The 26,012-nt window shown below is 62.8% G+C and carries 24 protein-coding genes; 12 read left to right on the forward strand and 12 right to left on the reverse strand.

The features are described 5' to 3' along the window. Window positions 1-53 precede the first annotated feature (53 nt). The 8 genes from VGR67_00750 to rpmH all read right to left on the reverse strand — a co-directional run bounded on the left by VGR67_00750 (window position 54) and on the right by rpmH (window position 5,779). Complete coding sequence (locus VGR67_00750) at window positions 54-851, reverse strand: ParB/RepB/Spo0J family partition protein (protein HEV8334930.1); 798 nt, start codon at window positions 849-851, stop codon at window positions 54-56. A 34-nt stretch (window positions 852-885) separates the two neighbouring features. After that, window positions 886-1,668: a ParA family protein gene (locus VGR67_00755; protein HEV8334931.1), complete on the reverse strand. Its 783-nt coding sequence runs from the start codon at window positions 1,666-1,668 to the stop codon at window positions 886-888. Window positions 1,669-1,838: 170 nt separating this feature from the next. Continuing rightward, a complete protein-coding gene (locus VGR67_00760) occupies window positions 1,839-2,405 on the reverse strand; it encodes an RsmG family class I SAM-dependent methyltransferase (GenBank protein HEV8334932.1) in 567 nt (188 codons plus the stop codon). 234 nt (window positions 2,406-2,639) lie between these two features. After that, the gene (locus VGR67_00765; protein HEV8334933.1) at window positions 2,640-3,344 is read right to left on the reverse strand and encodes a R3H domain-containing nucleic acid-binding protein; all 705 of its coding nucleotides are present in this window, start codon (window positions 3,342-3,344) and stop codon (window positions 2,640-2,642) included. Further along, complete coding sequence (gene yidC / locus VGR67_00770) at window positions 3,337-5,052, reverse strand: membrane protein insertase YidC (GenBank protein ID HEV8334934.1); 1,716 nt, start codon at window positions 5,050-5,052, stop codon at window positions 3,337-3,339. Before yidC ends, VGR67_00765 begins: the two co-directional genes overlap by 8 nt. Window positions 5,053-5,073: 21 nt before the next feature. After that, window positions 5,074-5,292 carry a membrane protein insertion efficiency factor YidD gene (gene yidD, locus VGR67_00775; protein ID HEV8334935.1) on the reverse strand — a complete coding sequence of 73 codons (219 nt, stop codon included), beginning with the start codon at window positions 5,290-5,292 and terminating at the stop codon, window positions 5,074-5,076. Next, complete coding sequence (gene rnpA, locus VGR67_00780; GenBank protein ID HEV8334936.1) at window positions 5,289-5,648, reverse strand: ribonuclease P protein component; 360 nt, start codon at window positions 5,646-5,648, stop codon at window positions 5,289-5,291. The genes yidD and rnpA overlap by 4 nt, the downstream gene beginning before the upstream one ends. After that, window positions 5,645-5,779: a 50S ribosomal protein L34 gene (gene rpmH / locus VGR67_00785; protein ID HEV8334937.1), complete on the reverse strand. Its 135-nt coding sequence runs from the start codon at window positions 5,777-5,779 to the stop codon at window positions 5,645-5,647. Before rpmH ends, rnpA begins: the two co-directional genes overlap by 4 nt. A 555-nt stretch (window positions 5,780-6,334) precedes the next feature. On the opposite strand from rpmH, the gene dnaA reads away from it, so the two are divergent. From dnaA to VGR67_00825, 8 genes are all read left to right on the forward strand, one after another. Next, entirely contained in the window at window positions 6,335-7,660 is a 1,326-nt protein-coding gene (gene dnaA, locus VGR67_00790; GenBank protein HEV8334938.1) for a chromosomal replication initiator protein DnaA, read from the forward strand. Between the two features lie 231 nt (window positions 7,661-7,891). Next, a complete protein-coding gene (dnaN, locus tag VGR67_00795; protein HEV8334939.1) occupies window positions 7,892-9,001 on the forward strand; it encodes a DNA polymerase III subunit beta in 1,110 nt (369 codons plus the stop codon). A 339-nt stretch (window positions 9,002-9,340) separates the two neighbouring features. Then, entirely contained in the window at window positions 9,341-11,749 is a 2,409-nt protein-coding gene (gene gyrB / locus VGR67_00800) for a DNA topoisomerase (ATP-hydrolyzing) subunit B (GenBank protein HEV8334940.1), read from the forward strand. A gap of 5 nt (window positions 11,750-11,754) precedes the next feature. Further along, on the forward strand, window positions 11,755-14,199 hold the full coding sequence (gene gyrA, locus VGR67_00805; GenBank protein HEV8334941.1) for a DNA gyrase subunit A: 2,445 nt from the start codon (window positions 11,755-11,757) through the stop codon (window positions 14,197-14,199). Between the two features lie 28 nt (window positions 14,200-14,227). After that, a complete protein-coding gene (fsa, locus tag VGR67_00810) occupies window positions 14,228-14,887 on the forward strand; it encodes a fructose-6-phosphate aldolase (GenBank protein ID HEV8334942.1) in 660 nt (219 codons plus the stop codon). Window positions 14,888-14,948: 61 nt separating this feature from the next. After that, window positions 14,949-16,496, forward strand: a complete 1,548-nt coding sequence (locus VGR67_00815) for an acyl-CoA carboxylase subunit beta (protein ID HEV8334943.1) — start codon at window positions 14,949-14,951, stop codon at window positions 16,494-16,496. Window positions 16,497-16,534: 38 nt separating this feature from the next. Further along, window positions 16,535-18,058 carry an acetyl-CoA carboxylase biotin carboxylase subunit gene (locus VGR67_00820; protein HEV8334944.1) on the forward strand — a complete coding sequence of 508 codons (1,524 nt, stop codon included), beginning with the start codon at window positions 16,535-16,537 and terminating at the stop codon, window positions 18,056-18,058. After that, a complete protein-coding gene (locus VGR67_00825; GenBank protein HEV8334945.1) occupies window positions 18,055-18,552 on the forward strand; it encodes a biotin/lipoyl-containing protein in 498 nt (165 codons plus the stop codon). The genes VGR67_00820 and VGR67_00825 overlap by 4 nt, the downstream gene beginning before the upstream one ends. 70 nt (window positions 18,553-18,622) lie before the next feature. Here VGR67_00825 and VGR67_00830 read toward each other — a convergent pair whose 3' ends face one another. The 4 genes from VGR67_00830 to VGR67_00845 all read right to left on the reverse strand — a co-directional run bounded on the left by VGR67_00830 (window position 18,623) and on the right by VGR67_00845 (window position 20,931). Further along, a complete protein-coding gene (locus VGR67_00830) occupies window positions 18,623-18,895 on the reverse strand; it encodes an HU family DNA-binding protein (GenBank protein ID HEV8334946.1) in 273 nt (90 codons plus the stop codon). Window positions 18,896-19,082: 187 nt separating this feature from the next. Continuing rightward, on the reverse strand, window positions 19,083-19,973 hold the full coding sequence (locus VGR67_00835; GenBank protein HEV8334947.1) for a UbiA-like polyprenyltransferase: 891 nt from the start codon (window positions 19,971-19,973) through the stop codon (window positions 19,083-19,085). Further along, window positions 19,970-20,563 (reverse strand): UbiX family flavin prenyltransferase, encoded by a 594-nt coding sequence (locus tag VGR67_00840; GenBank protein ID HEV8334948.1) that lies wholly within the window; start codon window positions 20,561-20,563, stop codon window positions 19,970-19,972. The genes VGR67_00835 and VGR67_00840 overlap by 4 nt, the downstream gene beginning before the upstream one ends. After that, complete coding sequence (locus VGR67_00845) at window positions 20,563-20,931, reverse strand: PilZ domain-containing protein (protein ID HEV8334949.1); 369 nt, start codon at window positions 20,929-20,931, stop codon at window positions 20,563-20,565. Before VGR67_00845 ends, VGR67_00840 begins: the two co-directional genes overlap by 1 nt. Before the next feature lie 164 nt (window positions 20,932-21,095). Between VGR67_00845 and larB the strand changes: the two genes are divergently transcribed. The 4 genes from larB to rpoD all read left to right on the forward strand — a co-directional run bounded on the left by larB (window position 21,096) and on the right by rpoD (window position 25,950). Then, window positions 21,096-21,866 (forward strand): nickel pincer cofactor biosynthesis protein LarB, encoded by a 771-nt coding sequence (gene larB / locus VGR67_00850; protein HEV8334950.1) that lies wholly within the window; start codon window positions 21,096-21,098, stop codon window positions 21,864-21,866. Between the two features lie 278 nt (window positions 21,867-22,144). Then, a complete protein-coding gene (rpsU, locus tag VGR67_00855; GenBank protein ID HEV8334951.1) occupies window positions 22,145-22,351 on the forward strand; it encodes a 30S ribosomal protein S21 in 207 nt (68 codons plus the stop codon). A 77-nt stretch (window positions 22,352-22,428) separates the two neighbouring features. Continuing rightward, a complete protein-coding gene (dnaG, locus tag VGR67_00860) occupies window positions 22,429-24,198 on the forward strand; it encodes a DNA primase (protein HEV8334952.1) in 1,770 nt (589 codons plus the stop codon). A gap of 63 nt (window positions 24,199-24,261) precedes the next feature. Then, window positions 24,262-25,950 carry an RNA polymerase sigma factor RpoD gene (gene rpoD / locus VGR67_00865; protein HEV8334953.1) on the forward strand — a complete coding sequence of 563 codons (1,689 nt, stop codon included), beginning with the start codon at window positions 24,262-24,264 and terminating at the stop codon, window positions 25,948-25,950. Window positions 25,951-26,012: the final 62 nt, after the last annotated feature.

Below are 26,012 nucleotides of genomic sequence, written 5' to 3' on the forward strand. Positions count from 1 at the left end.
GTTCCGGTCTCCCCGACAAAGCCGCCCGGCGGAATGATGTGGGTCGCCCGATCTCAGTGGCTGCGCGCGGACAACAGGCTGAAGAGTCGATCCAGCTCGTCCTCGGAATAGTAATCGATCTCGATCTTGCCCGTCCCTTTCTTCCTGCCCGAAGTGATTCGCACCTTCGTGCCCAGAGAGCGGGTCAGTCGCTCCTCGGCCGCCTGCACGTTCGGATCCCGCGTGATGAGGCTCTTGGGCAGAGCCGGCGAATCGTCCGAGAGCTTCTTGACGAGATCCTCCGTCTCGCGCACCGAGAGCATCTCGTGGATCACCTTTTCCGCGGCGCGGATCTGGGTCGGACCGTCTTTCAGCGAAAGCAGCGCGCGCCCATGACCGCCATCCAGGAGGCCGGCGGCGACCATCTCCTGAACTTTCTCGTCTAACTTCAGTAGTCTCAATTGGTTAGCTATAGTTGTGCGATCCTTGCCGACGCGGCGGGCAACCTCTTCCTGGGTCAGCTGGAGCTCCGAGAGGAGCAGGTTGTAGGCCCTGGCTTCCTCGAGAGGGTTCAATTCCTGGCGCTGGATGTTCTCGACGAGAGCCAACTCCAGCCTCCGGTCGTCGGTGACGTTCCTGAGGATGGCTGGAATTCTCGTGATCCCAGCCATTTGGGCGGCGCGCCAACGACGCTCCCCGGCAACCAGCTGGTATTCTCCATCGCTTTCAGTGACGATGATTGGTTGGATGATTCCATTCTCCTTGATCGACGTCGCAAGGCCTTCGAGGTCTTCGAATCGCGACCGCGGCTGAAAGCGATTGGGAATGACCCGGTCGACGTCGACCATTCGGAGCCCTTCGCGTGGTTCCACCACAGGAGGCTCCGGGATCAGCGAGCTCAGTCCTCTACCGAGCGCCTTCCGCTTGCCGTTCATGGCTGATGATTTCCCTCGCTAGGTTTAGGTAGGCCTCCGACCCTTTGCTGCGCACGTCGTAGAGCATGATCGGCTTCCCGAAACTCGGCGCCTCTCCCAGGCGGACGTTCCTGGGAACGATCGTCTCGAAGACTTTTTCCTTGAAGAACGCCCGGATCTCTTCGACCACCTGCCGGGAGAGGTTGGTACGGTCGTCGTACATCGTGAGCAGGACACCTTCGATGGCAAGACGAGGATTGAGGGCGGCGCGGATGCGATTCAGGGTGTTGACGAGCTCGGACACTCCCTCGAGAGCCAGGTACTCGCACTGCACTGGAATCAACAAGGAGTCGGCAGCCACCAGCGCATTCAAGGTCAGGAGCCCCAGCGAAGGGGGCGCATCCAAGAGGATATAATCGAATCTCCCCCGGATCGGACCCAGCGCTTCCTGTAGCCTGAACTCGCGCCGCTCATGGTCGGTCAGCTCGATCTCCGCTCCTCCGAGATCCCGGTTCGCCGGCACGACCATCAAGTGGTCCAGCTCGGTTGCCAGCAAAGTCTGCTCGAGAGGGTGGCGGCCGACGAGCGCCCCATAGAGGTTGCCGCCATTCCCGTCTGCTTTGAGACCGATGCCCTTGGTCGAGCTGCCTTGAGGGTCGGCGTCCACCAGCAGGACCTTGCGCTCGGCGATAGCGAGTCCGGCCGCCAGGTTGATCGCGGTGGTCGTTTTCCCGACCCCCCCCTTCTGATTGACGATTGCGATGACGCGCGACATGAATGAAAAGCGACTCCACGACGACCGGGGGCGTAAGACTACCACACTTCACAAGACGACCGGCCGAGGAGTCGGGCTCAAAAATGTTTCACGTGAAACACTCGACCACCGATCCGAGAGGCTTGGCCGTTTGGGAGCACGTCTTCGGTGGCCGGCAGGTAAAAGCAGCCCTAGCCCTTGCGCAGAAGCAGGAGCCCTGGCTCTTGTCCCTGCAAGGTTTCTTCGGCGATGACCGACAGCTTATGCGGCAGCGGGGAAACTCCGGCATCAAGGCGCGCGCGGCTCATGAAAAGCAAGGCGCTTCCTCCTTCGTTCAAGAAGGGGAGTCCTTCAGCAACAAATGGAAATGGATTCACAGCCCGAATCGTGAAGATGTCGCAGCTCAAATCATGAAGCTCCTTCCCCGATTGCGCTCGCCGCACTTCGACCCGCGAGCTTTTCCACCCTTCCTCGCGCAGCAGCGCCCTGAGAAAGGCGGCTTTCTTCCGCGACGCTTCGACGAGAACGATGGGATCGGCCTCAGGGTGAATGATATGAATGGGGCCGGCGGGGAAGCCGTTTCCCGATCCAAGATCCAGCAGTTTTCCGGTCGCTCCGAACCGTCGTAGCAAGTCTCCCGCCAGTAGACTCTCGAGAAAATGCCGGCGTATCACTTCCGACGGCTCTCGAATCGCCGTCAGGTTCATCCGACTTCCCCACATCTTTAACAGGGAATAATGAATGCCCAACGCCTGCATTTGGTTTGCGGACAGAGAGATACCTCGAGCGGCTGCTTGCCTCTGCAGCTCGTCGTCAAAACCCGTCTCCACCTTAGATTTCAAATTATCTCATTAACTATTTTATTATTAATAAGTTAGCTATACTCTACGCGCGAGCGGTCAGGCGGTCGAGATCATCCTAACGATTCCTGGAGCCCAGCGAAAGCAGGCGAGCATGGATTCGTTCGATGGTGAAGGGTTAGAGGGGAAGGATCAGCGGGGGCGGGGGAAAATCGTGATCGACTTGATAAAGCCCTCTCCTTCACTGCGGGTCTCGAGGGCCGGATCGTCCTTGAGGGCCAGATGGACGAGGCGCCGGTCGTAGGGGTTCATGGGACTCAAGGTTTGCGGCTCTCCGAGCTTTTTCACCTTTTCAGCCGTCAGGTGGGCTATCTCGGCGAGCTCTTCCTCGCGCCCTTTTCGAAAGTCGCCGCAATCGAGGAAGATGGCGCGGGTCGACCCGGCATGGGCGGCGATGCGGCCGAGAAGGACCTGAAGAGCGTTGAGCCCCTCCCCGCGGCGCGCCAGGAAGAGGTCACAGTCCTTTCCCTGCAGCTCGATCCTTATCTGGTCCTGATCCTCAACGACCTGGAAATCGACCTCGAACGGCGAGTCGCGCACGAATCTCTCGAGAAATCGATTGATCCGTGCGAGGTCGGATTCCCCGGTATTCTCACCTCCCTCTCCCCCGCTTCCCTCTCTGTCCGCCACCTTCCCCGTTTCCGGCAAGGCAACCCGGATTCGTACGCCGCGCGTGCCGACGCCGAGAAATCCACGCCGTCCTTCCTGCAGTACTTCGTAATCGAGATTCTCGCGCGGGATGCCGAGCGAGGCGCTGGCGTGTGAGAGAGCCTGCTCCAGGTCTTCCCCCTCGAACTCCTCGCGTCCTTCGCTCTCGGGATCGGTATGGTCATCCACGGGCAGGCACTTTCTTGGCGGAGATCTCCCGCTCCACTTGGGCATTGATCAGGTACTGCTGTCCGATGGCCAGAATGTTATTGACGAGCCAGTATAGCACCAGCCCGCTGGGCAGGTCCTTGAAGAACCAGGTGAACATGACCGGCATGAGCATCATGATCCGGCGCTGCGCGGCATCCGGGATGGCGCTTCCCGTCATCACTTGCTGGATAAGCATCGTGATCCCCATGACGATCGGGGTCACATAATACGGGTCCTTCTTGGACAGATCGGTGATCCAGAAGAGGAACGGGGCGTGCCGGAGCTCGATGGCGCTGTTCAGGAGATTGTAGAAACCCCAGAGGATCGGAAGCTGCAGCAGGAGCGGCAGACATCCCGTCATCCCGGCGACGGGGTTGACCCCCTCCTTGCTGTAGAGAGCCATCATCTCCTCGTTCATTTTCTGCCGGCTGCCGACGTCCTTCTTCATCTTGCGGTAACGATCCTTGATCGCCTGCAGCCGCGGCTGGATCTTCTTCATCTTCTCCTGCGTGTGACGCATCGACACCGAGGCCTTCTGGGTCAGGGGAAAGAAGGCCAGCCTGATGAAGAAGGTGAGAAGGATGATCGACCATCCCCAGTTCCCCGTGTAGCGGTTGATGTGCTGAAGCAGGAAGAAGAGGGCGTGAGCGATCGATCCGAAAAAGCCGAAGTCGACGATTCCCTCGATCCCGAGCTTCAGGCTGGCGAGGAGATTGTAGTCCTTGGGGCCTACGAACAGGCTCAGCTGGCCGTCCGGCGGAAGTGCGAGACCGAGCGAAAGAAAGTTCTTCTCCCGCCCCTCTTCGAGAATCTGGTGGGCCCGGACCACGGTGCCCGCCGCGCCTCCCTCGGGGATGAGGATTCCGGCGAAGTAATGATCCTCCAGTCCCGCCCATAGCACGCCTCCCGGCTGCGCCAGGACCGGTTTCCCTTTCAAGGACTCGCGGGGAAGGCGAACGATGGCTCCGTCCCGTCGAACGACCGCTCGCACGACCTCCGCGCGGTTATGGCTGTTCGAGGCCAGGCCCTCGTCGGGACCCAGCCCCGCGCCCCAGATGAGGTAGCCTTCCAGCGGAGCCCCGTTGCGCCGGGCGTGGATTTCGAGGCGGACGACGTAGGAATCCTGGACGAACCGAAGGGTCTTCGTGACGTCGATTCCGGCCCCGTCCGAGTAGTGGAGGGCGACGCGCGTCTCCGCGGCCGTTTCTCCGGGCCCCGTGTCCATCTCGAACAAGGCGGAGCCGAGCTTTTCGGTGAGCTGGGAGTCGGCGAACTCGAGCCCCAGGGGGAAGCGCTTCACCTTGGCGGAGCCTGGACTCACCAGATCCAGTGGCTTCCTCTGATCGTCCGAGTAGCTCTTGAGCTGCCATGCCGTGATCACCGCGCCTTGATTGCTCACTCGGACACGGTACAGAGCCGTCTCGATCGTTTTCTCCTCAGGCCGCGCCGCTTCCGCGCGCGCCACGATGGGCGACGAGGACGGGGAGGGAGGGGGCGCGCCGGGGCTCGTGTCGGGGGGAGCGACCGGAGTCGCGGGTGAGGTCTCCGATGGGACCGCCGGGGCTTTCGACGCGGTGACCGGACCGGCCGGAGGCCGGGGCGGCGCGGGAGGGAAGAGGTAGACGTTCCAGAGGACGATCACTCCAAGAGAGAGCGCGGAGGCGAGAAGCAGTCGTTTGAAGTCCATCGAATTAGGATCGGCCTTTTGTCATCTGAGGGGATCGAATCCGCTTTTGTGAAACGGATGGCAGCTGGCCAGGCGCCGAATCGCCAGCCAGCCGCCCCGCCAAAGCCCGTACCGCTGAATCGCCTGCTCCGCGTACTCGGAGCAGGTGGGGATGAACCGGCACGCCGACGGAAGCAGAGGGGAGAGGAGCCGGCGATAGATTCGCAGTATCGCGATCGCCGCCTTTTCCCCCGCCCTCATGGGCGCGCCTCCGGCTCAGCGAACCGGCGAACCCTGCCATCCAGCTCCCTGGAAAGGGATTCCAGGCTCTGCCGGTGAATCCCTCCCTTGGCGTTGATCACGATGTCGACGGGTGGCAGTTCCACGCGCACTTTCCTGAACCACTCGCGGCAAAGGCGTTTCACCCGGTTGCGCTGGACGGCTCCTCCGATCCGGCGCGTCACCGTGATGCCGAGCCGGGGCCGGTCAAGATCGTTTTCCAGGAGGAAGAGGGTGAAGCTTCGAGAGGAAATCTTCCGGCCCTGATCGTAAATCCGCTGGTATTCGCTGCGCTTCCGGATGCGGTCGGCCGCCGTGAAACTCTGGCGGGAGGTCAAACTGCCAGCCTTTTCCGTCCCTTCCGCCGGCGGCGCTTCAAAACTTCGCGGCCGTCCTGAGTGCTCATGCGCTTGAGAAAGCCGTGAGTTTTCTTGCGACGCCGATTGTTGGGCTGAAAGGTGCGCTTCATGCATTCTCCCGCGCGCTGGCTGAATCGTAAGCTTTGCTCGAAATTCGGATGCTACCCGACCGGCGAGACGCCTGTCAAGACAGCGGGATGGCACGCGTCGCGCGACGTCGAGAAATTTTCTTGCGTGATCGAATATTCCGTATGCTATAGTGCGCCGCCACAGCAATCGATCCACAATTGATGAGGCCCCCATCGCGCAACACGCGACGGGCATTTCTCTTCGAGGCCGCTTTTCGAGAGGGTACTCGAATGGGGATTCGTCTTGCTTAAAATCATCGAGGCTCGGCTCCGTCACGCGTTCGTTACAATATTTTTGTCCGTCCCCCGACGCACCACCACCCGTAGCGGTACGGGGGATCCGGTTGACATAAGTGTGTTCGCAGCCTCGGCGGGATATCCATAACATGCTCCATCGAAAGGCTTTGGGACGCCCGCTGTTTTCCACAACTGTGGAAAACTTGTTGAGAACTTCCGAAGACCCCGCGCTAGGTCGAGTGATGACAACATCTTCCCCAGTGTTTATCCCGTAACCAGTCCCGCGTAGGGTGGAAAGCCATGAAACTCTGGGAACAGGTACTGGAAAGAGTCGAGCCGAAGGTCAACAGCCAGAGCTTCGACACGTGGTTGAAACCGACTCTGCAAGTCTCGCTCACGGACGGGACCTTGGAGGTCGAAGTCCCGAACGTCGTCTTCGCCGAATGGATCAGCAGCCATTTCCTTCCGGTCATCCGTGAAACGATCAGCGAGATCCGCCCGGGGGATCTCGCTATCCTGTTCAAGGCCCGCCAGGAGGCGAGCGAGCCGCCGCCGGCCCCCGCCGAGCGTTTCCTGCGCCGCCGGCCCCCCTCCGCGGCCCCCGCCGGCGCGTCGGGTCTGACTCTCCGGTACACTTTCGACAACTTCGTCGTGAGCTCCTCGAACCAGTTCGCGCACGCCGCCGCCAAGGCCATCGCCGAGCAGCCATCCATGAACTACAACCCGCTTTACATCTATGGCGGCGTCGGCCTCGGAAAGACCCACCTCATGCACGCGGTCGGAAATCACCTGGCGAAGCACCGTCCCGAGCTGCGGCAACGATACCTTTCGACCGAGAACTTCATGAATGAACTCATCAATGCGATCCGCTTCGAGAAGACCCTGGACTTCAAGGAAAAGTATCGGAACATCGATCTTCTGTTGATCGACGACATCCAGTTCCTGGCGGGCAAGGAAAGGACCCAAGAGGAGTTCTTTCACACCTTCAACGCGCTGTACGAGTCGCAGAAACAGATCGTGATCACGTCCGACTGCCCTCCGCGCCAGATTCCGACGCTCGAAGAGCGCCTGCGCTCCCGTTTCGAGTGGGGGCTCATGGCCGACATCCAGCCGCCGGACCTGGAGACGAAGATCGCCATTCTCCGCAAGAAAGCGGAGGCCGAAAGGGTCGAGCTGCCCCAGGACGTCGCGTTCTTCATCTCCAGCAAGATCAAGTCGAACATCCGCGAGCTCGAGGGATCCCTCGTGCGCCTCGTCGCTTTCTCCTCCCTGACGGGCCGGCGCATCGATCTGGAAATGGCCAAGGAGACCCTCAAGGACCTTCTCGAGGACAAGAATCGCGGCGTGACGGCGGAAGCGATCCAGAAGCTCGTCGCGAACTACTTCAAGATCAAGCCGGCGGACCTCAAGTCGAAGAACAACGCCCACTCCATCTCCTTTCCGCGGCAGGTGGCGATGTATCTGTGCAAGCAGCTCACCGACAGCTCCTTGCCCGCCATCGGCCAGATCTTCGGAGGAAAGCACCATTCGACGGTGATTCACGCGATCCGGAAGATCAACGCCCGGCGCGAGACCGACAAGGATTTCGACAGGCTCCTCAAGAGCTTCATGGAATCGTTCGAATGAGTTCGAGCGCATTGTGCGAAAGCGGCGGAGAATTTCCTGTTGAAAACCGCGAAGCCGGAAGGACTCCGGGAAATCCTCAGGTTTGGATCGGTTCTTCCACAGGCTGCCCCCCGGCCGCGGCCGGCCCAAGCCTCTTGGAGCATGCGAGATCCGAAGATCGGAGCGCCGTGCACAGGCACTACAAGAACTACTGGTTTTGTGATATATCAAGAAAACCTTTGAGGAGCAGCCATGGAGTTCACGGTCCGGCGGGAGGATCTTTTGAAAGAGCTCCAGCGCCTGCAGGGCGTCGTGGAGAAGAAGAACACCATTCCGATCCTCTCCAACACGTTCCTTTCGGCGAATAAGGACGAGCTCGAGCTGGTCGCCACGGATCTGGAGCTGGGAATCCGCACGTCCACGCGGGCGAAGGTCTCCGCGCCCGGGGCGATCACGCTTTCCTCGAAGAAGATCTTCGAAATCGTCCGGCTCCTGCCCGAGGACGACGTCAAGTTCCGGGTCGAGGACAACCACTGGGTGCAGCTCACCTGCGCGCGTTCCAGGTTCCGAATCGTCGGCATGCCGAAGGACGAGTTCCCCTCCCTCCCTTCCTACGACTTCACCCGCGCCGTGCCGATCGATTTGAAGACGCTCAAGGCGATGGTGGGCAAGGTCCTGTTCGCCACGACCTCCGACGACACCCGTTATCCGCTCCAGGGAATCCTCGTCCTCCTCGGTCCGGAGGGCCTGACCCTGGTGGCGACCGACGGCCACCGGCTCGCCTGCATCAAGGGGAAGGCGGCCCGGAAGCCCGTCGAAAAGGAGATCCGCGTCATCGTGCCGAGAAAGACGCTGGCGGAGATCTCCCGCATCGACTGGGAAGGCGCGGAGGAGATCCTCTTCGGGGTCCACGAGAATCGCGCCTTTTGGAGGACCGATCGGGTCACCCTGGCCTCGAACACCGTCGAGGGGGTTTTCCCGGCTTATGAGAAGGTCATTCCCAAGGAGAACGACAAGATTCTCGAGCTGAACGTGCAGCATTTCACCGACGCGGTGCGAAGAGTGTCTCTGCTTTCCAACGAACGATCCCGGGCCGTCAAGATCGCGCTCCAGCCCGGGAGGATCGAAATCTCCTCGAGCAACCCGGAGATGGGGGAAGCCCGCGAAAACATCGAAGTCGGATACCGCGGCGCGGAGATGGAGATCGGGTTCAACGCCCGGTACCTTCTCGATTTCCTCGGCGCCGTGGGCGACGAAAAGATTTCGCTGCATCTGAAGGACGAGCAGACGCAGGGCATGATGACTCCTCTGACGGCCCCGGAATGGGACTACCGCTACGTCGTCATGCCGATGCGAATCTGAAGCGGGGCCGCTGTTTTCCTCGTTTTTCCCTCCTTGTGGCATCCTTCTGCGTGTGTTAAAATTACGTCGTTTCCGAGGGGGCGTCTCCCCGCCGTAGGAAGAAACGGGGAGAGCGCCGATAGCTCTCGCAAGTTAAAGTAAACAATAAGTTTGTCAAGGGCGCCCACAATCGAGCTTTCCGGGTGATTCTGCCCTCCAATCGTTTGCCGGCTCGGGCCCGGACGAGGCGGAAAGCATCTTGATGTTCGAGCGCGACTCAACCCACCGCTCCGCGTATGACCCATGCAAGTTTCCACGGTCGCGGCCAATCCAGTGAGTCGCGGGGAGCAGGAAGAGGACATGGAGCAGCAGATCCGAAAAGTCGGGACCGAGGATCGCTACGACGCCAGCAACATCAAGGTCCTGGAGGGACTGGAGGCGGTCCGGAAGCGTCCTTCCATGTACATCGGCAACACTTCCGTCGAGGGCCTGCACCAGCTCATCTACGAAGTCGTCGACAACAGCATCGATGAATCCCTCGCCGGTTTCTGCAATCAGATCAGCGTCACCATCCACATCGACCATTCGGTCACCGTGATTGACAACGGGCGAGGGATTCCAGTCGAGGAACACCAGCAGGAGAAGCGGCCCGCCGCGGAAGTGGTCATGACGAAGCTTCACGCCGGCGGAAAGTTCGACAATGAAACCTACAAGGTTTCGGGCGGGCTGCACGGCGTGGGCGTTTCCGTCGTCAACGCCCTATCCGAGTTCCTGGAGCTGGAGATCTGGCGAAGCGGCAAGGTCTACCAGCAGCGCTACGAGCGGGGGAAGCCCGGCGAGTTCCGCCAGACCGGCACGACGAAGCGCCGCGGGACCAAGATTACCTTCAAGCCCGACAAGGAGATATTCGAGGACGTCCGTTTCTCCTTCGACCTCCTTTCGCAGCGTCTCAGAGAGCTGGCGTTCCTGAACGAGGGCGTCGAGATCGCCATCGACGACGAAGGAAGCGAGAAGAAACACACCTTCAACTATCAGGGGGGCATCGTCTCCTTCGTCTCGCACCTCAACAAGAACAAGACTTGCATCCATTCGGATCCCATCTACCTGAAAGGGGAGAAGGATTCGGTCATCGCCGAGATCGCCCTGCAATACAACGACGGCTACAACGAGAACATTTTCACCTTTGCCAACTCGATCAACACCCACGAGGGGGGGAGCCACCTCAGCGGATTCAAGTCGGCGCTCACCCGCACGATCAACAATCACCTCAATCGTCTCAACAACAAGGACAAGATCACGCTCGCCGGCGACGACGTCCGGGAAGGACTGACCGCGGTCCTCTCGATCAAGCTTCCGCGCCCCCAATTCGAGGGGCAGACCAAGACGAAGCTGGGCAACAGCGAGGTCAAGGGGATCATCGAAACGCTCGTCAACGACCGCCTTTCGGCTCACTTCGAGGAAAACCCGTCGGTCACGCGGAAGATCGTCGAGAAGGCGATGGAGGCGGCCCGCGCCCGGGAGGCCGCTCGCAAGGCGCGGGACTTGACGCGCCGGAAAGGCGCGCTCGACGCCTGGTCGCTGCCCGGGAAGCTGGCCGATTGCCAGGAGCGCGATCCCGGTCTGGCCGAGCTCTACTTGGTCGAGGGCGATTCGGCCGGCGGATCCGCCAAGCAGGGGCGCGATCGGCGCTACCAGGCCATCCTTCCGTTGCGCGGCAAGATCCTCAACGTGGAGAAGGCGCGGTTCGACAAGATGCTCGGCAGCCAGGAAATCCGCACGATCATCACCGCCCTCGGGACGGGAATCGGCGAGGACGACTACGACGTGTCGAAGCTGCGGTATCACAAAGTCATCATCATGACCGACGCCGACGTGGACGGAGCCCACATCCGGACGCTTCTGCTGACCTTTTTCTACCGTCAGATGAGGGAAATCATCGAGCGCGGTCATCTGTGCATCGCGCAGCCGCCGCTGTTCAAGGTGAAGAAAGGGAAGAAGGAGGCCTATCTCGCCAACGAGAAGGAGCTGAACCACTATCTGATCACGAAGGCGGCCGAAGAGGTGACGGTCAAGGTTTCCGGAGCCTCGGGCAAAGGCGAGATCAAAGGAAAGGCTCTCAGCCGCATGCTCGAGAGGCTGGCGGAATACAAGCACCTCATGGAACTCACGGCGAAGAAGGGGCTGGAAGAGCCGGTGGTCGAGATGCTCCTGGAAGCCGGCGTCAGCGAAATCTCGACGTTCCAGGACCGGGAGGCGCTGGAAAAGATCCGGCAGCGGATCGTCAAGTCCGGCCGGCCGGCCGAGGAGATCGAGCGGGACGAAGAGCACAATCTCTTCCAATTCACCTATCGGACCCAGGCACGGGCGGTTCCCCAGGTGACGCTCTCGTGGGATCTGATTTCCTCCATCGAATACAAGAACCTCCGCCAGCTCGACGTGGAGATGGTGGAGTTGAGCAAGCCTCCTTTCCTCGTCTCGCTGGACGGCAAGGAGCACGCCATCCAGTCCAAGGGACATCTCCTCGAGCATCTCCTGGAGGAAGGGAAGAAGGGACTGCACATCCAGCGGTACAAGGGGCTGGGAGAGATGAACCCGGAACAGCTCTGGGAGACCACCATGAACCCGGAGAGCCGGAAGCTGCTGAAAGTGAACATCTCCGACGCCGTCGAGGCGGATTCGATCTTCACCGTCCTGATGGGCGACCAGGTCGAGCCCCGCCGTAAATTCATCGAGGAGAACGCGCTCGACGTCCGCAATCTGGACGTCTAATCCCCATGGACGACACCACCACCCAGTCCCCCGACGAGAAGATCCCGGTCAATATCGAGGACGAGATGCGCAGGTCCTACCTGGACTATGCCATGTCGGTCATCATCGGCCGGGCCCTGCCCGACGTCCGGGACGGCTTCAAGCCGGTGCATCGACGGGCCCTCTACGCGATGCACGAGCTCAAGAACGACCACGACAAGCCCTACAAGAAATCGGCCCGTATCGTGGGGGACGTCATCGGCAAGTTCCACCCGCACGGCGAAGCGGCGGTCTACGACACGATCGTCCGGATGGCGCAGGAGTTCTCGCTGCGGTATCCGCTCGTCGACGGGCAGGGGAACTTCGGATCGGTGGACGGCGATCCGCCGGCCGCGATGCGCTACACCGAGATCCGGATGGCGAAGCTCGCCCACGAGATGCTGGCGGACATCGAGAAGAACACTGTCGATCTCGGGCCGAATTACGACGCCTCGCTCACCGAGCCACTGGTCCTGCCGAGCCGCTTCCCGAACCTTCTGGTGAACGGGTCCTCCGGAATCGCCGTCGGCATGGCCACGAACATCCCGCCTCACAATCTGACCGAGGTCAGCGACGCCGTCATCGCGACGATCAAGAATCCGGAGATCACCATCGACGAGCTCATGCAGATGATTCCCGGCCCCGATTTTCCGACCGCCGGATTCATCTGCGGCCGCGAGGGGATCCGCCAAGCCTACAAGACGGGCCGGGGGATCCTGCAGATGCGGGCCCGGGCGAACATCGAGGAGGGCCGCGGGGGCAAGACCCGCATCGTCGTCACCGAGATTCCCTATCAGGTCAACAAGGCGAGGCTGGTCGAGCAGATCGCGACCCTCGTCACCGATAAGAGGATCGAGGGGATCGCCGACATCCGGGACGAGTCGAACCGCGAAGGGATTCGAGTCGTCCTCGATCTCAAGCGCGGGGAGATCGCCGACGTCATCCTGAACAACCTGTTCAAGTACACGCAGATGCAGGAGACTTTCGGAGTGATCTTCCTGGCGATCGTGCACAACCAGCCGCGCGTCCTGAACCTCCGCGAGCTGATCGATCACTTCATCGAGCACCGTCACGAGGTCATCGTCCGGAGGACCCGGTTCGATCTGGAGCGGGCCGAGGAGAGGGCCCACATCCTCGAGGGACTCAAGATCGCCCTCGATCATCTCGACGAGATGATCGCCCTGATCCGGGCGGCCAAGACGCCGGGCGAGGCCAAAGAAGCGATGCGGCTTCGCTTCAAGCTCTCCGACGTGCAGGCCCAGGCGATTCTCGATCTGCGGCTGCAGAAGCTCACCGGCCTGGAGCGTCAGAAGGTCCTCGACGAGTACGCCGAGACCCTGAAGCTCATTGCCCGCCTGAAGGAGATCCTGGGGAACGATCGGCTGGTCAAGGAGCTGATCATCGAGGAGCTCCAGGAGATTCGGAAGACCTTCGGAGACGGCCGGAGAACCCAGATCATCGATCGGGTCGACGAAATCTCGGTCGAGGAGCTCATCGCCGAGGAGGAGATGGTGGTGACCCTCACCCACTCGGGGTACATCAAGCGAAGCCCGCTGGTCGTGTACCGTTCCCAGCAGCGCGGCGGCAAGGGGCGGATCGGCATGACCGTCCGGGACGAAGACTTCGTCGAGCACCTTTTCATCGCCTCAACCCACGACTATTTCCTGATTTTCACGAACAAGGGGCGGGTGCACTGGCTGAAGGTCCACGAGATCCCCCAGATCGGCGTCGCGGCCAAGGGCAAGGCCCTGGTCAACTTCATCGGAATGTCGGAAGGGGAGAAGATGGCGGCGCTCATCGCCACGAAGAACTTCCCCGACGACCGCTACGTAGTGCTGACGACCACGCGGGGGACGGTGAAGAAGACCGCCCTGTCGGCCTTCTCCCATCCCCGCTCCGGCGGAATCATCGCCCTGTCGATCGACGAGGGGGACTCGCTCCTGGACGCCAAGATCACCGACGGCAAGGCGGATCTCTTCCTGGCCAGCAACCACGGGAAGGCGATCCGCTTCCCGGAGACGGAAGTCCGCCCCATGGGCCGCGGCGCGTACGGCGTCCGCGGGATGTTGCTCCGGGAAGGGGACTTCCTGGTGGAGATGGACGCCATCCGCGGAGTCGGGTACGTCTTGACGGTGACCGAGAAGGGCCTGGGAAAGCGGACCCCGGTCAGCGAATACCGGGTCCAGGGACGGGGCGGCATGGGAATCATCAACATCCGGACGATTCCCAAGGGAGGCAGCGTCATCGCCGTGAGCGTCGTGACCGACGACGACCAGATCATGGTGGTGACGCAATTCGGGATGATGATTCGGATGGCGGTGAGCGGCATCAGCGTCCATGGGCGGGACACTCAGGGAGTGCGCATCATCCACCTGGACGAGGGCGATTCCGTCGTGGCCGTCGCCAAGGTGGTGGAAAAGGAAGCGGAATAGTCCCGGCAGCCCGGGACGGGAGTGAACCATGAAATTCTTCATCGATTCGGCAAACATTCAGGAGATTCGGAAAGCGGCGAGCTGGGGAATCCTCGACGGGGTGACCACGAACCCCTCGCTGGTGGCCAAGGAAGGACGCGATTTCACCGAGATTCTCCGGGAAATCTGCTCGGTCGTGGCGGGGCCGGTCAGCGCCGAGGTGGTTAGCACGACCACCGAGGAAATGGTGAAGGAGGGACGGGAGCTTTCCCGGGTCGCCAAGAACATCACCGTCAAGATCCCCTGCATCCCCGACGGCATCCCCGCGATCAAGACGCTGTCGGGCGAGGGCATCGCCGTGAACGTGACGCTGATCTTCTCGGCGCCTCAGGCGCTGATCGCGGCCAAGGCGGGGGCCACGTTCGTGAGCCCCTTCGTGGGCCGCCTGGACGACATCAGCTCGGTGGGCATGGACCTGGTGCGGCAGATCCGGACGATCTTCGTCAATTACCGGTTCCCCACGCAGGTCCTGGCCGCGAGCATCCGGAATCCGCTCCATGTCGTGGACGCGGCGATGGCGGGAGCCGACATCGCGACGATGCCCTTCGCGGTGATCGAGGCGCTGCTGAGACATCCTCTCACCGACAGCGGCCTGAAGCGGTTCCTGGAGGATTGGCAGAAGCTGCCGCGGCCGTCTCGCAAGGGCTGAACGCCTCGTCCGGGCCACGGCTCCGGCCGCGGCGCCCGTCCCTTCCCGTCGGGGGATCCCGATGTCCTCCCACCGTATCGACGAGTTGCGCCGCCGCGACCGCGAGGCCGAAGCGGGCGGCGGCGAAGAGCGTACCGCCCGCCAGCACCGGGAGGGGAAGCTCACGGCCCGGGAGCGGGTCGACCTTCTCGTGGATCCGGGCAGCTTCGAGGAATTCGACAAGTTCGTCACGCACCGCTGCCTCGACTTCGGGATGGAGAAGACGCTCGTTCCCGGAGACGGCGTGGTCACCGGCCACGGGCTCGTCGACGGCCGGCCGATCCTCCTGTTCGCCCAGGACTTCACGGTGTTCGGAGGATCGCTTTCGGAGACCTACGCCGCCAAGATCTGCAAGATCATGGACCTGGCGATGCGGGTGGGAGCGCCGATCGTCGGGCTGAACGACTCGGGAGGGGCGCGCATCCAGGAAGGAGTCGTCAGCCTGGCCGGCTATGCCGACATCTTCCTGAGGAACACCCTGGCGTCGGGGGTGGTGCCGCAGATTTCGGCTATCATGGGCCCCTGCGCGGGGGGCGCGGTCTATTCTCCGGCCATCACCGATTTCAACGTGATGGTGGAGAAAACCTCCTACATGTTCATCACCGGCCCGGACGTGATTCGCACGGTCACGCACGAAGACGTCACGAAGGAGAAGCTGGGAGGCGCGGCGACGCACAACGAAGTGAGCGGAGTGGCTCATTTCGCGGCGCCGGACGATCAGGCCTGTCTGGCGCTCATCCGGGACCTGCTGGGGTATCTCCCTTCCAACAACATGGCGGACGCTCCCTACCGGGAAACCGGCGACGATCCGCTCCGGGAGGACCCCGAGCTGGATCACATGGTCCCCGAAAACCCCAACCAGCCCTACGACATGAAGGGCCTGATCCAGCGCGTCGTGGACGGGGGGCAGCTCCTCGAGGTGCACGCCCGGTTCGCCCGCAACCTGATCGTTGGGTTCGGCCGCCTCGGCGGCCGGGTGGTCGGGATCGTGGCGAACCAGCCGGCGGTCCTCGCCGGAACACTGGACATCGACGCCTCGGTGAAGGGGGCGCGCTTCGTCCGTTTCTGCGACGCGTTCAACAGCCCTCTCGTCGTCTTCGAGGACGTTCCCGGTTTTCTTCCCGGCACGGCCCAGGAGTTCGGAGGAATCATCCGGCACGGGGCCAAGCTGCTCTATGCCTTCGCGGAGGCGACTGTGCCCAAGATCACGGTCATCACCCGCAAGTCATACGGCGGGGCCTATTGCGTCATGGCCAGCAAGCACATTCGAACCGACCTCAACCTCGCCTTTCCCACCGCCGAGATCGCGGTGATGGGGCCCGAGGGGGCGGTCAACATCATCTATCGCCGCGAGCTGGAGGCCTCGAAAGAGGCTGAGAAGTTCCGGCGCGAGAAGATCGAGGAGTTCCGGGAGAAGTTCGCCAATCCGTACGTGGCCGCCCAGCGAGGCTTCGTGGATGAAGTCATCGAGCCGCGGCTCACCCGCCGGAAGCTGATTCGCGGGCTGGCCCTGCTCGGCACGAAACGGGAACAGGGTCCGCCACGCAAGCACGGCAATATCCCTCTCTGATGGCCCGCGCGCCCCGGCCTCCCGCTTCGCAATCCCCGATGTTCCGCAAGATCCTCATCGCCAATCGCGGCGAGATCGCGGTGCGGGTCATTCGAACCTGCCGGCGCCTGGGAATCTCGCCCGTCGCGGTCTTCTCCGAGGCCGACCGTCACGCCTTGCACGTCCGGATGGCGGACGCGGCCCTGGCGATCGGTCCGGCGCCGGCCGCGCGCAGCTACTTGAACATCGAGGCCGTCCTGTCGGCCGCGCGGCAGTCGGGGGCCGAGGCCATCCATCCCGGTTACGGATTCCTGGCCGAGAATCCCGAATTCGCCCGGGCGTGCAGCGATGCGGGAATCGTCTTCATCGGCCCGGACGCGTCGGCGATGCGAAAGCTCGGGAACAAGGTCGCGGCCCGGAAGCGGATGGCCGCCGCCGGCGTTCCGGTGGTCCCCGGACTGTCAGGATCCCGGCTGACGGTGTCACGGATCCGGGACTGGGCGAAGCGCGCGGGCTACCCCGTCCTTCTCAAGGCGGCTGCCGGCGGCGGAGGACGCGGCATGCGGATCGTGCGCTCGCCGGAGGAGCTGGCCGATGCTTTCGCCGCCGCGCGGAGCGAGGCGTTGAGCGCCTTCGGCGACGGCACGGTGTTCGCGGAGCGTTACCTCGAGGAATCGCGTCACATCGAGGTCCAGGTGCTGATGGATCGGCAGGGAAGGGGAGTCTCGCTGGGGGAGCGCGAATGCTCGATCCAGCGCCGCCACCAGAAGCTGGTGGAGGAAACCCCCTCGCCCGTCGTCGACGAGAGGATCCGCCGCCGCCTCGGCTCGTACGCGCTAAAGGCCTGCCGGGCCGCCCGGTACCTGAACGCGGGAACGGTGGAATTCATCCGCGACGCCCGGGGCCGGTTCTACTTCCTGGAAATCAACGCCCGCCTCCAGGTGGAGCATCCCATCACGGAGGCGGTCACCGGCGTGGATCTCGTCGAATCACAGATTCGCATCGCCGCCGGCGCGCCGCTGGATCTCCCGTCCCGGCCCCTCCGGCCGCGGGGCTGGGCGCTCGAATGCCGGATTCAAGCGGAGGACCCGGCCCAGGACTTCCGTCCCTCGCCGGGGAAGATCCTGCTCTACCGACCTTCCTCGGGACCGGGGGTCCGCGTGGACAGCGGCGTGACCGAGGGTGACGAAGTCTCGCTCCACTATGACTCCCTGCTCGCGAAACTGATCGCCTCGGGCCGGAACCGGGAGGAAGCGATCGGCAGGATGGCGCAAGCTCTCTCGGAGTTTCGGATCGCCGGGATCCCCACCACGCTCGCTTTTCATCGCCGGGTCATGGGCGATCCGGCCTTCCGGACGGGCGGGATCGATACAGGATATGTCCGTAGGCTTCTGGCCCAACCCGAGCGGGAGCCTGAAGCCGAGGCCCAAGCCGCCGCCCTGGTCGCGGCGGCGCATCTTCGGACGACCGCCGCGGGCAGGCGCTCGCTCGAGGCAGCTGCCGCGCCGGATTTCCGCCTTCGGGCGGGCCGTGGCACGGGCTGGGAAAGGGGTTTTCCGCGGGATCCCTGGAGATTGGGATGAAACTGGAGGCGACCCTCGGCGGCAGGCGCCGGAGCCTCGAGCTTCGCTCTGTGGGATCCGGCTACGAAGGGCGGCTGGACGGCCGGTCCCTCGAAGCGGAGATTCTCGAAAGCCACGGACGTCTCCTGACGGTGCGGGTGGGAAGCCGGGTCTTCGAGATCAGCTGGTGGCGCGAGGGAGGGGCGTGCCACATGGACCTGGGAGGACCGCCCGTCACGGTCGAGTTCCTCGAACCCCACGAGCGCGCGGCGGCCCGCCAAGGCGCGCCGGAGGAGAGGGCGAAGAGGGAGATTCGAGCGGCCATGCCCGGGAAGGTCGTCGCCGTCAAGGTCAAGCAAGGAGAGGAGGTCCGCCAGGGTCAGGGGCTCGTGGTCGTCGAAGCGATGAAGATGGAGAACGAAGTCCCTTCTCCCAAGACGGGCAAAGTGACCGCGCTCGAAGTGGTGCCCGGCCAGACGATCGAGAAGGGGGCGCTCCTCCTTTCGATCGAGTGACCCTCCGGCGCCTCGCGGAAAAGAAAAGGGCGGCCGTAGCCGCCCTTTCCATTGCCGATTCTCGGAGCGCCTATTTGATGGCGCCGGCGAGCTCCTTGCCGGGACGGAACCGAGCCACCCGGCGCGCCTTGATCTGAATCTCTTCTCCGGTCTGCGGGTTGCGGCCGACCCGAGCCTTGCGCTTCGACACCGAGAAAGTGCCGAATCCGACGAGAGCCACCCTCTCGCCCTTCTTCAGAGACTTCGTCACACCGTCCACCAATGAGTCCAGGGTCTTTCCGGCCGCCGTCTTGCTGATGCGCGCGTCTTTGGCAATCTTCTCGATCAGGTCAGCCTTGTTCATCAGGATCCTCCAACGAATCGTTATAGGAAGCCGCGGAACGGCCTGTAAATACCATCAGGTTCGCGCTCTGTCAAGAGGAATTTCAAGAGCAGCGCGGCTTCCGGAGAAACGGTGGCGGCGAACGCGGGTCCGACGACCGGTTCGATGGTCCCAAGACACCGGACGGCCGCCAGGGATGCGGTCGGGCTCAGCGCGGCCAGCGCGCGTCGGCCAGGATGGCCAGGAAGAAGAATATGCTGACGTAGCCGTTCACAGTGAAGAAAGCGCGATTGACTCGTGACAAGTCGTTCGGTTTCACCAAAGTGTGCTCGTACGCCAGCAAAGCGCCCGTCATGAGCACTCCGAACAGGTAGATGATCCCCAGGTGAAGAAGGGATCCCACGCGAAGGAGCGTGACGATCATCGCAAAGTGGGCGAAACGCGAGAGCCAGAGCGCGCGCCGGATCCCCCAGCGCCCCGGAATGGAATGGAGGCCCGCCCTCCGATCGAACTCGACGTCCTGACACGCATAAATGATGTCGAATCCGGCGGTCCAGAGCAGGACGGCCAGGCCCAGCAGCAAGGGAGCCGCCTGAATGTCGCCGCGGACGGCGATCCACGCCCCGAGCGGGGCGCATCCCAGACTCGCCCCCAGAAGAAGGTGCGAGGCCCACGTGAAGCGCTTCGCGTAGGAGTAGAGGAGAATCATCGCCAGGACGGGAAAGGAGAGCGAGAAGGCGAGGCGGTTCAGGCGGGCGGCCGAAAACACGAAAAGCAGCGACGCCATCGACAGGAAGAGCCAGGCGAAGCGGCGGGTGAGCGCGCCGGTCACCAGGGGGCGTCCGCGCGTCCTCGGGTTCCGCGCGTCGTAGGGCTGATCGACCAGCCGGTTGAAGGTCATGGCGGCGCTGCGGGCGCCCACCATGGCCAGCAAGATCCATCCGAGCTCCTCCAGGGACGGGATCCCTTTTTGCGCCAGCACCGCCCCGGCGAAGGCGAAGGGAAGCGCGAACACGGTGTGCTCGAACTGGATCATCCGCAGGGTTTCCCGGAAATGCCGGGAGGCGCCTTGGAGGACGGCCGGGAAGCCTGAGGTCAAGCTCCCCACCGCTTGCCGAGAGAATGCTCGAGACCGAGGAGATCGAGGATGCGCGCCGTGAACTGCTCGACAATCGACTTCACGTCGGCGGGAAGAGTGTAGAAAGAGGGAGTCAATGGAAACACCACGGCCCCCGCTTCGGAGAGGGCCAGCAAGTTCCGTAGGTGGATGCCGTTGAGGGGCGTCTCGCGCACGGCAAGGATCAAGGGCCGGCGCTCTTTCAGCGTGACGTCGGCGGCGCGATGGATCAAGTTGGCGGTCGCGCCGCTGGCGATCGCTCCCAAGGTTCCCGCGCTGCAGGGAATGACGACCATTCCCCGGACCGGGTACGTCCCGCTGGATATAGGGGCGGCCATGTTGTCGGGCGAATGGAAAACGACGCGCGGGGACGGATCTCCCGCCAGCGCTCGCCGCAAGTCGGCTTCGCCCGTTCCGTCCACCTTCAGCTCGGCCCGAATCGTTTGGGCGGCGAAGCGGGACATCACGACGTGGAGCCGCTTCACGGCGGGCAGGCTGGCCATCGCGCGGATTAGATCCTGGGCACAAAGGGCTCCCGAGGCCCCGGTGACGCCGATCACGTACTCGGCCATCATGTTGCCTGGGGCTGGATTGCCAGGTAGCGCGCCAGGGCGGCTCGATCCTGCTGCTCCATCCGGGAGAAAAAGAGAGCCATCTCGAACGAGCCCGCTCCCGAATCGGGGGAAGGGGGATCGACACGCACCACCACCGCTTCCGCCTTGACGGGCCGCGGCCTCGATTCGACCCCGGCTTCCGGGGGAAGGTGCAGCGTGACCTCCACGCGAGTCATCAGCGGCATGAAACGGCCGGTGATGACGTGGGCCCCTCCCAGGCTGAGATTGGTGGTCGCCATCTCGACCGAACCGGTCTCGAAGAAGGATCGAAGCGTGAGGCGATCATGAACCCGAGGATGGCGCCGCTTTTCCTCAGAACCGATCATGGTGGGGACTCCGGCTGAATGGAATTTTCGGCCCTCTCGATGGGAAGGTCGCCAGGACGGCGCAATGGCAGGAGCGGAGTTTAGGAGATGCCGTTCCACCTTGTCAAGGAAGGTTCCGGGGGGCCGAGGATCGCCATGCTATAATCCGCGCCCTCGGAGAAAGCGTGGAAAAGAAGAGGATACGGGCCCTCCTTCAAGCGCTCCGCCAGGGCGATCTGAGCGTCGAGGAAGCGCTCCGGCGGCTCCATTTCCTGCCTTTCGAGGATCTCGGGTTCGCGAAGGTCGATCATCACCGCCAGCTACGGCGCGGGTTTCCCGAGGTCATCTTCGGCCAGGGAAAGTCTCCGAAGCAGATTCTCGCCATCATCCGCAGCCTGCGGGCCGACGGAGCGCCGGTGATGGTCACGCGCCTCCCCCCACGTGCCTCCCGGCAGATCCGTGCTTCCTTTCCGCGCGCCGTCTACCATCGTGACGCGCGAACCCTCGTCCTGCTTCCACGAGGGTGGAAAGCGGGAACGCGGCGCGGCATCGCCGTCCTCGCGGCGGGCACTTCCGACGTTCCGGTGGCCGAAGAGGCGGCGATCACCGCCGAATTGATGGGCAACCGGGTCGAAAGGGTCTATGACGTGGGGGTCGCGGGATTGCACCGGCTCCTGGCCCATCAAGAGATTCTACATTCGGCCAAGGTATTGATCGTGGTGGCCGGAATGGAGGGGGCTCTCCCGAGCGTCGTCGCCGGCCTGGTGGAGGCTCCGGTTATTGCCGTGCCGACCAGTATCGGCTATGGTGCCAGCTTCGGCGGTCTGACGGCGCTTCTCAGCATGCTGAACTCGTGCGCCGGGGGGGTAGTATCCGTCAACATAGATAATGGATTTGGCGCCGGATTCTCGGCCGGACTGATAAATCGCGCCGGCTACCCTCCGGAGGGCGACTAGACCCCAGGCTTCCTCCCCAAACCATTCCAAAATCTTGACATGTCGCTTCCGTGATATTTGAAACCCGTTTCTTGACAAAAGTTAAGGCCGGGCATATATTTATGACGTATTGGACCGTAGCCACCATGAGTTCGGGAACCGCACCTTCTTCCGCAACTCGGATAGAGTAACCCCACAGTCGGCTCGACAATACTGCCCTGTTCCGTCCGCTCAAGGGCCAGTCAGGCGGCCCTTCCGGGCGGAGAAGGCAATCCTATAGAGAAGGGGGGTAGGCATGGATGCCCTTGGTTAGGGTGAGGGAGGACGAATCCCTCGAGAACGCATTGAGGCGTTTCAAGAGAAAGTGCGAGAAATCGGGCATTCTTTCGGAAGTCAAAAAGCGCCAGCATTACCTTAAGCCCAGCCAGAAGCGCAAGATCAAGGCTCTCGCGGCCCGCAAGAAGGCGCTGAAGCGGCTCGCTCAGGAACGGCGTTACAACGATTAGTCCCCCGGACCTCCGGCGGGTTTATGCACTCGCGGCGAGGGCCGGATCGGCAGCGGATTCCCCGGGGAGTTTACGCGATGACTCCCAGATCCGATGGTGATTTTCTGGAAACGGTCCGCGCCAGCGCGGACATCCGGGAGATCATCTCCGGCTGCGTGCAGCTCAAGAAGATTGGAGGGCGTTACCGCGGTCTGTGTCCGTTCCATTCGGAAAAGACTCCGTCGTTCCACGTCGACCCGGGCAAGCAGCTCTTCTACTGTTTCGGGTGCGGCACCGGCGGCGACGTATTCAAGTTCCTGATGCTCTTTGAAAAAGTCGACTTTCCGGAAGCGCTGCGAATCCTGGCGCGCCGCTATGGGATTCCGGAGCCCGAGCGAAACGCCGCGGGCTACTCGGAAAGACAGGCGCTTCTGAAGCTCCTCCGCGCGGCTCTCGAGTTCTTTAGGGAGAACCTCCGGAAAGGCTCGGGGGCCGACGCGGCGCGGCGCTACGCGAAGGAGCGGGGCCTCTCGGCGGAGACGATCGACAGCTTTCAGGTCGGATTCGCTCCCGCGAGATGGGACGGCCTGAAAGCCCATCTCCTGAAGGCCGGATTTCCGGAGCGCCAGTTGCTCGCCGCGGGCGTGCTCGTCAAAGCGGAGAATTCGGACCGCACCTACGATCGTTTCCGGAACCGGCTGATCTTTCCGATTCATTCCCTTCGGGAGGAGTGCCTCGGGTTCGGAGGCAGGATCCTTGGGGAAGGAGAGCCGAAGTATCTCAACTCGCCGGAGACCCCTCTTTTCCACAAGGGGGAGGTGCTCTATGGCCTGAATCGGACCGCGGAGGAAATCCGGAAGCGGGAAGAAGCGATCCTGGTGGAGGGCTATCTCGATTTTCTCAGTCTCTATCAGTCGGGGTTCCGAAACCTGGCGGCCGTGCTGGGCACCGGTTTTTCGGCCAACCACGCCCGGCTTCTCGGGCGTTTCGCGCGCCGGGCGATCGTCAATTTCGATCCCGATTCCGCGGGACAAGCCGCCACGCGCCGAAGCCTCGACGTTCTTCTGGAGTCGGGATTCGAAGTCCGGGTGCTGCGGCTCCCCGGCGGAAAGGATCCCGATCGGTTCGTGCGCGAGGAAGGGGCGGAGGCGTACCGGCGTCTGTCTGAGAATGCTCCGTCCTACCTCGAGTACCTGGCGCACGAGGCGGCGGGAAAAGTCGATTTGAGCTCGGCCGCTGGAAAGATCGAGGCGTTGAATCTGGTTCTTCCTTATGTGGCCCGGCTGGAGAACGCCGTGGCCAGGTCCGAACAGGTGAAACTCCTTTCGAGCCTATTTCGTATCCAGGACGCGATCGTTCTCCAGGAATTGAAGTCGACGGTCGCCGGCCGGAAAACGAATCTGAAATCGATTCCTCTGGAAGGGACAATTGGAGCCTCTTCCGGAAGCCCCGCGGCCCGGCTCGTCCGGATCTTGATTGACGAGCCCGAGGCCCGGCGGACGCTCCTCCCCGTCCTGAGGGACGAGGACCTCGAAGGAAGCGAAGTCGAGAGGATCTGGCACGTTGTCCGGGACTTGGCCCGATCGGGCGCGGAAATCAGCTATCCACGGATCGGCTCGCTCCTGCCCGACCCCGCGGATCAGGCGTTTCTGGTGAAGCTGGCAGCCCTTCCGGGCCCCGCTCTGAGCGTTGGCGACGGGGAAGAATGCCTCAAGAGTCTTCGCCGGCGGCCCCTGGCACGAAGGATGCAGGCTTTACAGGAGCGGTTGGAGCAGGCGCCCGCGGGTTCGAACGTTGACGATCTGCTCCGGAAGAAGATGGATCTGAGAAGGGAAATGCGAGCGTTGAAGAACCCTCCGGCCCCCTGAGCCGGTCGTCGCGTTCCCAGGACCACCGGCCTTTGAGCCGGTGCCACAGCAAGGAGGCCCTGAGTGGGCATCGAAGACAAGTACGAAGAAGTAAGACACCTCATCAGCATCGGCCGGGAGAAGGGGTATCTCGTCTACGACGAGGTCAACGACATCCTGCCGGAGGAGGTCAACTCCCCGGAGGAGATCGACGACATCTTCCTTCTTTTCGACCAGCTCGGCATCGAGGTGGTCGATTCGGAGAACGCTCTCAAGCGGAAAGACGAGAAGATCGAGAAGGAGGTCGAGCCGGAAGGGGAGCCCGCCAAATTCGAGCTCACCCCCGGAATCCTCGACAAGACCAACGATCCGGTGCGAATGTATCTGCGCGAGATGGGCACGGTCCCGCTGCTGACGCGGGAGGGCGAGGTGGAGATCGCCCGGCGAATCGAGCGCGGCGAGAAGAAGATCGTTAAGGCGCTGTCGCGCAGCAGATACGTCATCAACGAGCTGATGAAGTACGGCAAGCAGATTCGCGCCCGCGACATCCGTCTCAACGAGGTGGTGGCGGTAGTTATCGAGGAAGGGATGGAGGAGAACACGGAGATTGGGCGCAAGCGCGCCCTGGACGCCCTCTCCAAGATCGCCCGTCTGCACACGCGTCTCCAGAAAGTGGAGAAGCACCTGGAGCGGCTGACCGAAGGGTCGCGGACGCATCATGACGAGATGCGGAACCTGAATCGCCTGCGCGTCTTGGTGGCCCAGCAGATCAAGGGGCTCGATCTCTCCAACAACCGCGTGATGGAGCTGTCCCGGAACATCAAGAACGCCGCCGAGCGGGTGCGCGGCCTGGAAGACGATATCAAGAGCTACCGGCGGCGTCTCAAGCTCTCCAAGCTCTCACGCGTCCGCAAGGAGCTGCGGGAGAAGATCCTCGCCGCGGAGACTGAGATCCGCGCGACGGAGACCGCGATGGAGACCTCCGCGGAGGAGCTGCGGCAGACCGCGGACTTCATCATTCTGGGTGAGCGCGAGGCGGAAAAGGCCAAGAGCGAGCTCGTGGAGGCGAACCTCCGCCTGGTGGTCTCGATCGCCAAGAAGTACACGAACCGCGGCCTGCAATTCCTGGACCTCATCCAGGAAGGGAACATCGGCCTGATGAAGGCGGTGGACAAGTTCGAATACCGGCGCGGCTACAAGTTCTCCACCTACGCGACCTGGTGGATCCGGCAGGCGATCACCCGGGCGATCGCCGACCAGGCCCGGACGATCCGTATCCCCGTGCACATGATCGAGACGATCAACAAGCTGATTCGCACGTCCCGCAGCCTCGTCCAGGAAATCGGGCGCGAGCCCACTCCCGAGGAGATTGCGAAGAAGATGGGGATTCCCGTGGCGAAGGTCCGCAAGGTCCTCAAGATCGCCCAGGAGCCGATCTCGCTGGAGACCCCGATCGGCGAGGAGGAGGACTCCCATCTCGGCGATTTCATCGAGGATCGGGCCGTCGTCTCGCCGGTGGACGCGGTGATCAACATCAACCTGAAGGAGCAGACGCAGCGGGTCCTGAAGACGCTGTCGCCGCGCGAGGAGATGGTCCTCAAGATGCGCTTCGGGGTGGGGGACGGGAGCGAGCACACCCTGGAGGAAGTCGGGCAGTCCTTCGCGGTGACCCGCGAGCGCATCCGGCAAATCGAATCGAAGGCCCTGCGGAAGCTCCGCCATCCTTCCCGCAGCCAGAAGCTGCGCGCCTTCCTCGAGAACTCCGGATTGTAATCGGGCGTCTTCGGAAGTACGATCGGGCCGGCCTTCGGGCCGGCCCTTTTTGCTTCAGGCGC

The sequence above is a fragment of the Candidatus Polarisedimenticolia bacterium genome (assembly GCA_036004685.1).
GTDB lineage: Bacteria > Acidobacteriota > Polarisedimenticolia > Gp22-AA2 > AA152 > DASYRE01.

What these genes read in the sequence shown, in the direction of transcription:
- gyrA (HEV8334941.1), top strand. Translation starts at nt 11,755, where the DNA reads ATGGACGACACCACCACCCAGTCCCCCGACGAGAAGATCCCGGTCAAT.
- gyrB (HEV8334940.1), top strand. Translation starts at nt 9,341, where the DNA reads ATGGAGCAGCAGATCCGAAAAGTCGGGACCGAGGATCGCTACGACGCC.
- dnaN (HEV8334939.1), top strand. Translation starts at nt 7,892, where the DNA reads ATGGAGTTCACGGTCCGGCGGGAGGATCTTTTGAAAGAGCTCCAGCGC.
- VGR67_00845 (HEV8334949.1), bottom strand. Translation starts at nt 20,931, where the DNA reads ATGATCGGTTCTGAGGAAAAGCGGCGCCATCCTCGGGTTCATGATCGC.
- VGR67_00840 (HEV8334948.1), bottom strand. Translation starts at nt 20,563, where the DNA reads ATGGCCGAGTACGTGATCGGCGTCACCGGGGCCTCGGGAGCCCTTTGT.
- yidD (HEV8334935.1), bottom strand. Translation starts at nt 5,292, where the DNA reads ATGAGGGCGGGGGAAAAGGCGGCGATCGCGATACTGCGAATCTATCGC.
- VGR67_00815 (HEV8334943.1), top strand. Translation starts at nt 14,949, where the DNA reads ATGTCCTCCCACCGTATCGACGAGTTGCGCCGCCGCGACCGCGAGGCC.
- VGR67_00825 (HEV8334945.1), top strand. Translation starts at nt 18,055, where the DNA reads ATGAAACTGGAGGCGACCCTCGGCGGCAGGCGCCGGAGCCTCGAGCTT.
- VGR67_00830 (HEV8334946.1), bottom strand. Translation starts at nt 18,895, where the DNA reads ATGAACAAGGCTGACCTGATCGAGAAGATTGCCAAAGACGCGCGCATC.
- VGR67_00820 (HEV8334944.1), top strand. Translation starts at nt 16,535, where the DNA reads ATGTTCCGCAAGATCCTCATCGCCAATCGCGGCGAGATCGCGGTGCGG.
- rpmH (HEV8334937.1), bottom strand. Translation starts at nt 5,779, where the DNA reads ATGAAGCGCACCTTTCAGCCCAACAATCGGCGTCGCAAGAAAACTCAC.
- dnaG (HEV8334952.1), top strand. Translation starts at nt 22,429, where the DNA reads ATGACTCCCAGATCCGATGGTGATTTTCTGGAAACGGTCCGCGCCAGC.
- yidC (HEV8334934.1), bottom strand. Translation starts at nt 5,052, where the DNA reads ATGGACTTCAAACGACTGCTTCTCGCCTCCGCGCTCTCTCTTGGAGTG.
- rpsU (HEV8334951.1), top strand. Translation starts at nt 22,145, where the DNA reads ATGCCCTTGGTTAGGGTGAGGGAGGACGAATCCCTCGAGAACGCATTG.
- dnaA (HEV8334938.1), top strand. Translation starts at nt 6,335, where the DNA reads ATGAAACTCTGGGAACAGGTACTGGAAAGAGTCGAGCCGAAGGTCAAC.
- VGR67_00760 (HEV8334932.1), bottom strand. Translation starts at nt 2,405, where the DNA reads ATGCAGGCGTTGGGCATTCATTATTCCCTGTTAAAGATGTGGGGAAGT.
- VGR67_00755 (HEV8334931.1), bottom strand. Translation starts at nt 1,668, where the DNA reads ATGTCGCGCGTCATCGCAATCGTCAATCAGAAGGGGGGGGTCGGGAAA.
- fsa (HEV8334942.1), top strand. Translation starts at nt 14,228, where the DNA reads ATGAAATTCTTCATCGATTCGGCAAACATTCAGGAGATTCGGAAAGCG.